The sequence below is a fragment of the Lactococcus hircilactis genome (assembly GCF_009601015.1).
In the GTDB taxonomy this organism is placed as follows: Bacteria; Bacillota; Bacilli; order Lactobacillales; family Streptococcaceae; genus Lactococcus; species Lactococcus hircilactis.
In genome coordinates, this window is sequence record NZ_WITJ01000034.1 from 1 (window position 1) to 5,410 (window position 5,410).

Annotated in this window: 1 tRNA gene and 3 rRNA genes; all 4 read right to left on the reverse strand. The window is 48.7% G+C overall.

Annotation, left to right across the window (positions count from 1 at the left end):
• Positions 1-116: ribosomal RNA gene (gene rrf / locus GHI93_RS12630) — 5S ribosomal RNA — on the reverse strand.
• A 235-nt stretch (positions 117-351) separates the two neighbouring features.
• Positions 352-3,242 (reverse strand): 23S ribosomal RNA (locus GHI93_RS12635).
• A 164-nt stretch (positions 3,243-3,406) separates the two neighbouring features.
• A tRNA-Ala gene (locus tag GHI93_RS12640) sits at positions 3,407-3,479 on the reverse strand.
• Between the two features lie 86 nt (positions 3,480-3,565).
• Positions 3,566-5,110: ribosomal RNA gene (locus tag GHI93_RS12645) — 16S ribosomal RNA — on the reverse strand.
• The 16S, 23S and 5S rRNA genes sit together here with 1 tRNA gene alongside, the layout of an rRNA operon.
• Positions 5,111-5,410 lie beyond the last annotated feature (300 nt).

Genomic DNA, 5,410 nt, shown 5'->3' on the forward strand with positions numbered 1-5,410 from the left:
ACTTAGCACCGACCCTATCTTGCAGGGGGCGACCCCCAACTACTTCCGGCGCAGAAGGACTTAACTACTGTGTTCGGCATGGGAACAGGTGTATCTCCAACGCTATGGGCACTAAATCATTCTCGAATGCAATCGATCTCCAAGCTAAGCTTCTTGGAAAATAAGCCAATCCCTTCAAGAAGCGTTCCTTCTTTTCCTGATTTCCTTATCTCCTGCCACCCTTTTCGCTACGCGAATCGCTTGTCGTATCGCTTTGAACACTCAAAACTAAATAACAATCCTTCTAACTTCTAAACCTTAAGCTGACTTATCCTTCACTCCGTTCGGGATTCCTCCCTCACTTCGTGATTTTTGGTAAAGTCCTCGAGCGATTAGTACTGGTTCGCTCCATGCCTCACAGCACTTCCACTTCCAGCCTATCAACCAGATCATCTCTCTGGGCTCTTATTTCTTTCGAATGGGTAATCTCATCTTGAGGGGGGCTTCACACTTAGATGCTTTCAGCGTTTATCCCTGCCCTACATAGCTATCCAGCCGTGCCTCTGGCGAGACAACTGGTACACCAGCGGTAGGTCCACCCCGGTCCTCTCGTACTAAGGGCAGATCCTCTCAAATTACCTACGCCCGCGACGGATAGGGACCGAACTGTCTCACGACGTTCTGAACCCAGCTCGCGTGCCGCTTTAATGGGCGAACAGCCCAACCCTTGGGACCGACTACAGCCCCAGGATGCGACGAGCCGACATCGAGGTGCCAAACCTCCCCGTCGATGTGAACTCTTGGGGGAGATAAGCCTGTTATCCCCAGGGTAGCTTTTATCCGTTGAGCGATGGCCCTTCCATGCGGTACCACCGGATCACTAAGTCCTAGTTTCCTACCTGCTCGAGTTGTAGCTCTCGCAGTCAAGCTGGCTTTTACCTTTACACTCTACGATTGATTTCCAACCAATCTGAGCCAACCTTTGAGCGCCTCCGTTACTCTTTAGGAGGCGACCGCCCCAGTCAAACTGTCTGCCAGACACTGTCTCGCGCGTCGTGTAACGCGACGGTTAGAGTAACCATAAGTCAAGGGTAGTATCCCAACAGCGCCTCAATGAAAACTAGCGTCCTCATCTCAATGGCTCCTACCTATCCTGTACATGACTTACAGGTACTCAATATCAAGCTACAGTAAAGCTCCATGGGGTCTTTCCGTCCTGTCGCGGGTAACCTGCATCTTCACAGGTACTAAAATTTCACCGAGTCTCTCGTTGAGACAGTATCCAAATCATTACGCCTTTCGTGCGGGTCGGAACTTACCCGACAAGGAATTTCGCTACCTTAGGACCGTTATAGTTACGGCCGCCGTTTACTGGGGCTTCAATTCAATGCGTCGACGAATCTAACATCTCCTCTTAACCTTCCAGCACCGGGCAGGCGTCACCCCCTATACATCACCTTACGGTTTAGCAGAGAGCTGTGTTTTTGATAAACAGTTGCTTGGACCTTTTAACTGCGGCTCACTTGCGTGAGCACCCCTTCTCCCGAAGTTACGGGGTCATTTTGCCGAGTTCCTTAACGAGAGTTCTCTCGATCACCTGAGGCTACTCGCCTCGACTACCTGTGTCGGTTTGCGGTACGGGAAGTATTGAATTAAGCTAGAAGCTTTTCTTGGCAGTGTGACATCAGGGACTTTAGATCCGAAGATCCTTCCCCATCACAGCTCAACGTTATAGAAACATGCATTTAACACATCTCACGCCTCACTGCTTAGACCAGAATCCATTAACTGGCTTCCCTTAGCCTACTGCGTCACTCCTTCACAACAATACTTGTACAGGAATATCAACCTGTTGTCCATCCACTACGCCTTTCGGCCTCGTGTTAGGTCCCGACTAACCCAGGGCGGACGAGCCTTCCCCTGGAATCCTTAGTCTTACGGTGGACAAGATTCTCACTTGTCTTACGCTACTCATACCGGCATTCTCACTTCTATGCGCTCCAGCACTCCTCACGGTATGCCTTCGTCGCTGCATAGAACGCTCTCCTACCATTGATTTCTCAATCCAAAGCTTCGGTAAACTGTTTAGCCCCGGTACATTTTCGGCGCAGGGTCACTCGACTAGTGAGCTATTACGCACTCTTTGAATGGTAGCTGCTTCTGAGCTAACATCCTAGTTGTCTGTGCAACCCCACATCCTTTTCCACTTAACAGTTATTTTGGGACCTTAGCTGTTGGTCTGGGCTGTTTCCCTTTTGACTACGGATCTTAGCACTCGCAGTCTGACTGCCGAACATGTGTGTTAGCATTCGGAGTTTATCTGAAATTGGTAATCCAAGACGGACCCCTCATCCAAACAGTGCTCTACCTCCAACACACTTAAATTTCGACGCTAGCCCTAAAGCTATTTCGGAGAGAACCAGCTATCTCCCAGTTCGTTTGGAATTTCTCCGCTATCCACAAGTCATCCAAACACTTTTCAACGTGTCCTGGTTCGGGCCTCCAGTGCGTCTTACCACACCTTCACCCTGCTCATGGATAGGTCACTAGGTTTCGGGTCTACAACATGTTACTCAACCGCCCTATTCAGACTCGGTTTCCCTACGGCTCCGCCTCTTCAGCTTAACCTCGCAACATATCATAACTCGCCGGTTCATTCTACAAAAGGCACGCTCTCACCCATTAACGGGCTCGAACTTCTTGTAGGCACACGGTTTCAGGTGCTATTTCACTCCCCTCCCGGGGTTCTTTTCACCTTTCCCTCACGGTACTGGTTCACTATCGGTCATTAAGGAGTATTTAGGCTTGGGAGATGGTCCTCCCGGATTCAAACTGGATTTCGCGTGTCCAGCCCTACTCAGGATCCTGCTAGGTATAAGCACTATTTCGTCTACGGGATTATTACCCTCTTTGATTAACCTTCCCAGGTTATTCGACTATAATGCTTAAGTCCGTCTTGCAGTCCTACAACCCCAGAAAGCAAGCTTTCTGGTTTGGCCTCTTCCGCGTTCGCTCGCCGCTACTGACGGAATCATTCTTATTTTCTTTTCCTGCAGGTACTTAGATGTTTCAGTTCTCTGCGTGTCCTTCGCGTAAGCTATGTATTCACTTACGGATACTATGCAGTACATAGTGGGTTTCCCCATTCGGAGACCTAGGGATCAAGGCGTACTTACTGCTCCCCCTAGAATATCGTCGTTAGTCACGTCCTTCTTCGGCTCTTAATGCCAAGGCATCCACCGTGCGCCCTTATTAACTTTGCCAAAATAATTTTCATTATTTATTTCAAGTATAAGTTCTTATGAATCTCTTTTAAAATTCACAGCTTTTCGGTTTATTTATCGTTATAAGATATTGTTATTTAGTTTTCAATGATCAACCTATTTTTGTGTCTTCGTTGACAGAGAGAAAATCTCTTTCCTCTCTATGGAGAATAGCGGGATCGAACCGCTGACCTCCTGCGTGCAAAGCAGGCGCTCTCCCAGCTGAGCTAATTCCCCACAAAGGTCTAACCTATCGGGTGTATGGTCTTAGACCACTCAAAACTAAATAAAGTAAAATTCCCATGCCTTCTTATATTCCTTAGAAAGGAGGTGATCCAGCCGCACCTTCCGATACGGCTACCTTGTTACGACTTCACCCCAGTCATCGGTTTTGCCTTAGGCGACGTCCTCCTTGCGGTTAGACTATCGACTTCGGGCACCCCCAACTCCCGTGGTGTGACGGGCGGTGTGTACAAGGCCCGGGAACGTATTCACCGCGGCGTGCTGATCCGCGATTACTAGCGATTCCGACTTCATGTAGGCGAGTTGCAGCCTACAATCCGAACTGAGAATGGTTTTAAGAGATTAGCGCACCCTCGCGGGTTGGCGACTCGTTGTACCATCCATTGTAGCACGTGTGTAGCCCAGGTCATAAGGGGCATGATGATTTGACGTCATCCCCACCTTCCTCCGGTTTATCACCGGCAGTCTGTCTAGAGTGCCCAACTGAATGATGGCAACTAAACATAGGGGTTGCGCTCGTTGCGGGACTTAACCCAACATCTCACGACACGAGCTGACGACAACCATGCACCACCTGTATCCCGTGTCCCGAAGGAACTTCTTATCTCTAAGAATCGCACGAGTATGTCAAGACCTGGTAAGGTTCTTCGCGTTGCTTCGAATTAAACCACATGCTCCACCGCTTGTGCGGGCCCCCGTCAATTCCTTTGAGTTTCAACCTTGCGGTCGTACTCCCCAGGCGGAGTGCTTATTGCGTTAGCTGCGATACGGAGAACTTATAGCTCCCCACATCTAGCACTCATCGTTTACGGCGTGGACTACCAGGGTATCTAATCCTGTTTGCTCCCCACGCTTTCGAGCCTCAGTGTCAGTTACAGGCCAGAGAGCCGCTTTCGCCTCCGGTGTTCCTCCATATATCTACGCATTTCACCGCTACACATGGAATTCCACTCTCCTCTCCTGCACTCAAGTCTCCCAGTTTCCAATGCACACTACTGTTGAGCAGTAGCCTTTGACACCAGACTTAAGAAACCACCTGCGCTCGCTTTACGCCCAATAAATCCGGACAACGCTCGGGACCTACGTATTACCGCGGCTGCTGGCACGTAGTTAGCCGTCCCTTTCTGGTTGTTTACCGTCACTTGATGAACTTTCCACTCTCATCAACGTTCTTTAACAACAACAGAGCTTTACGATCCGAAAACCTTCTTCACTCACGCGGCGTTGCTCGGTCAGACTTTCGTCCATTGCCGAAGATTCCCTACTGCTGCCTCCCGTAGGAGTTTGGGCCGTGTCTCAGTCCCAATGTGGCCGATCACCCTCTCAGGTCGGCTATGTATCATCGCCTTGGTGAGCCGTTACCTCACCAACTAGCTAATACAACGCGGGATCATCAACGAGCGAAACAATTGTTCCTTTCAATCTCTTGAGATGTCTCAATAGATTTTATGCGGTATTAGCATTCGTTTCCAAATGTTGTCCCCCACTCATTGGCAGATTCCCCACGCGTTACTCACCCGTTCGCCGCTCTTCAAAAGATACAAGTATCTCCTTCATCGCTCGACTTGCATGTATTAGGCACGCCGCCAGCGTTCGTCCTGAGCCAGGATCAAACTCTCATTTAAAAGTTTGCCTTGTTCATTTAAACTTGGCTTTGTTTGTCTCGATTTTTATTTCTTTGACAGGTTGGTTTTTTTAAAAGCTATCCTTGCTTTACATGAGTTATTCTACTTTATTTAGTTTTCAATGGTCTAGCGCTGTCTTATGAGACAACTTATCCATTCTATCATTTCTCTCCTCGATTGTCAAGGATTTTATATGATCGAACTGACTTTTTTTCGCCCTCGTTCGGTTTCCCGAACAAGCAACTATATTAGTATACCAAACCTTTTCTTTCTTGTCAATTCTTAGCTACATCTTTTTTG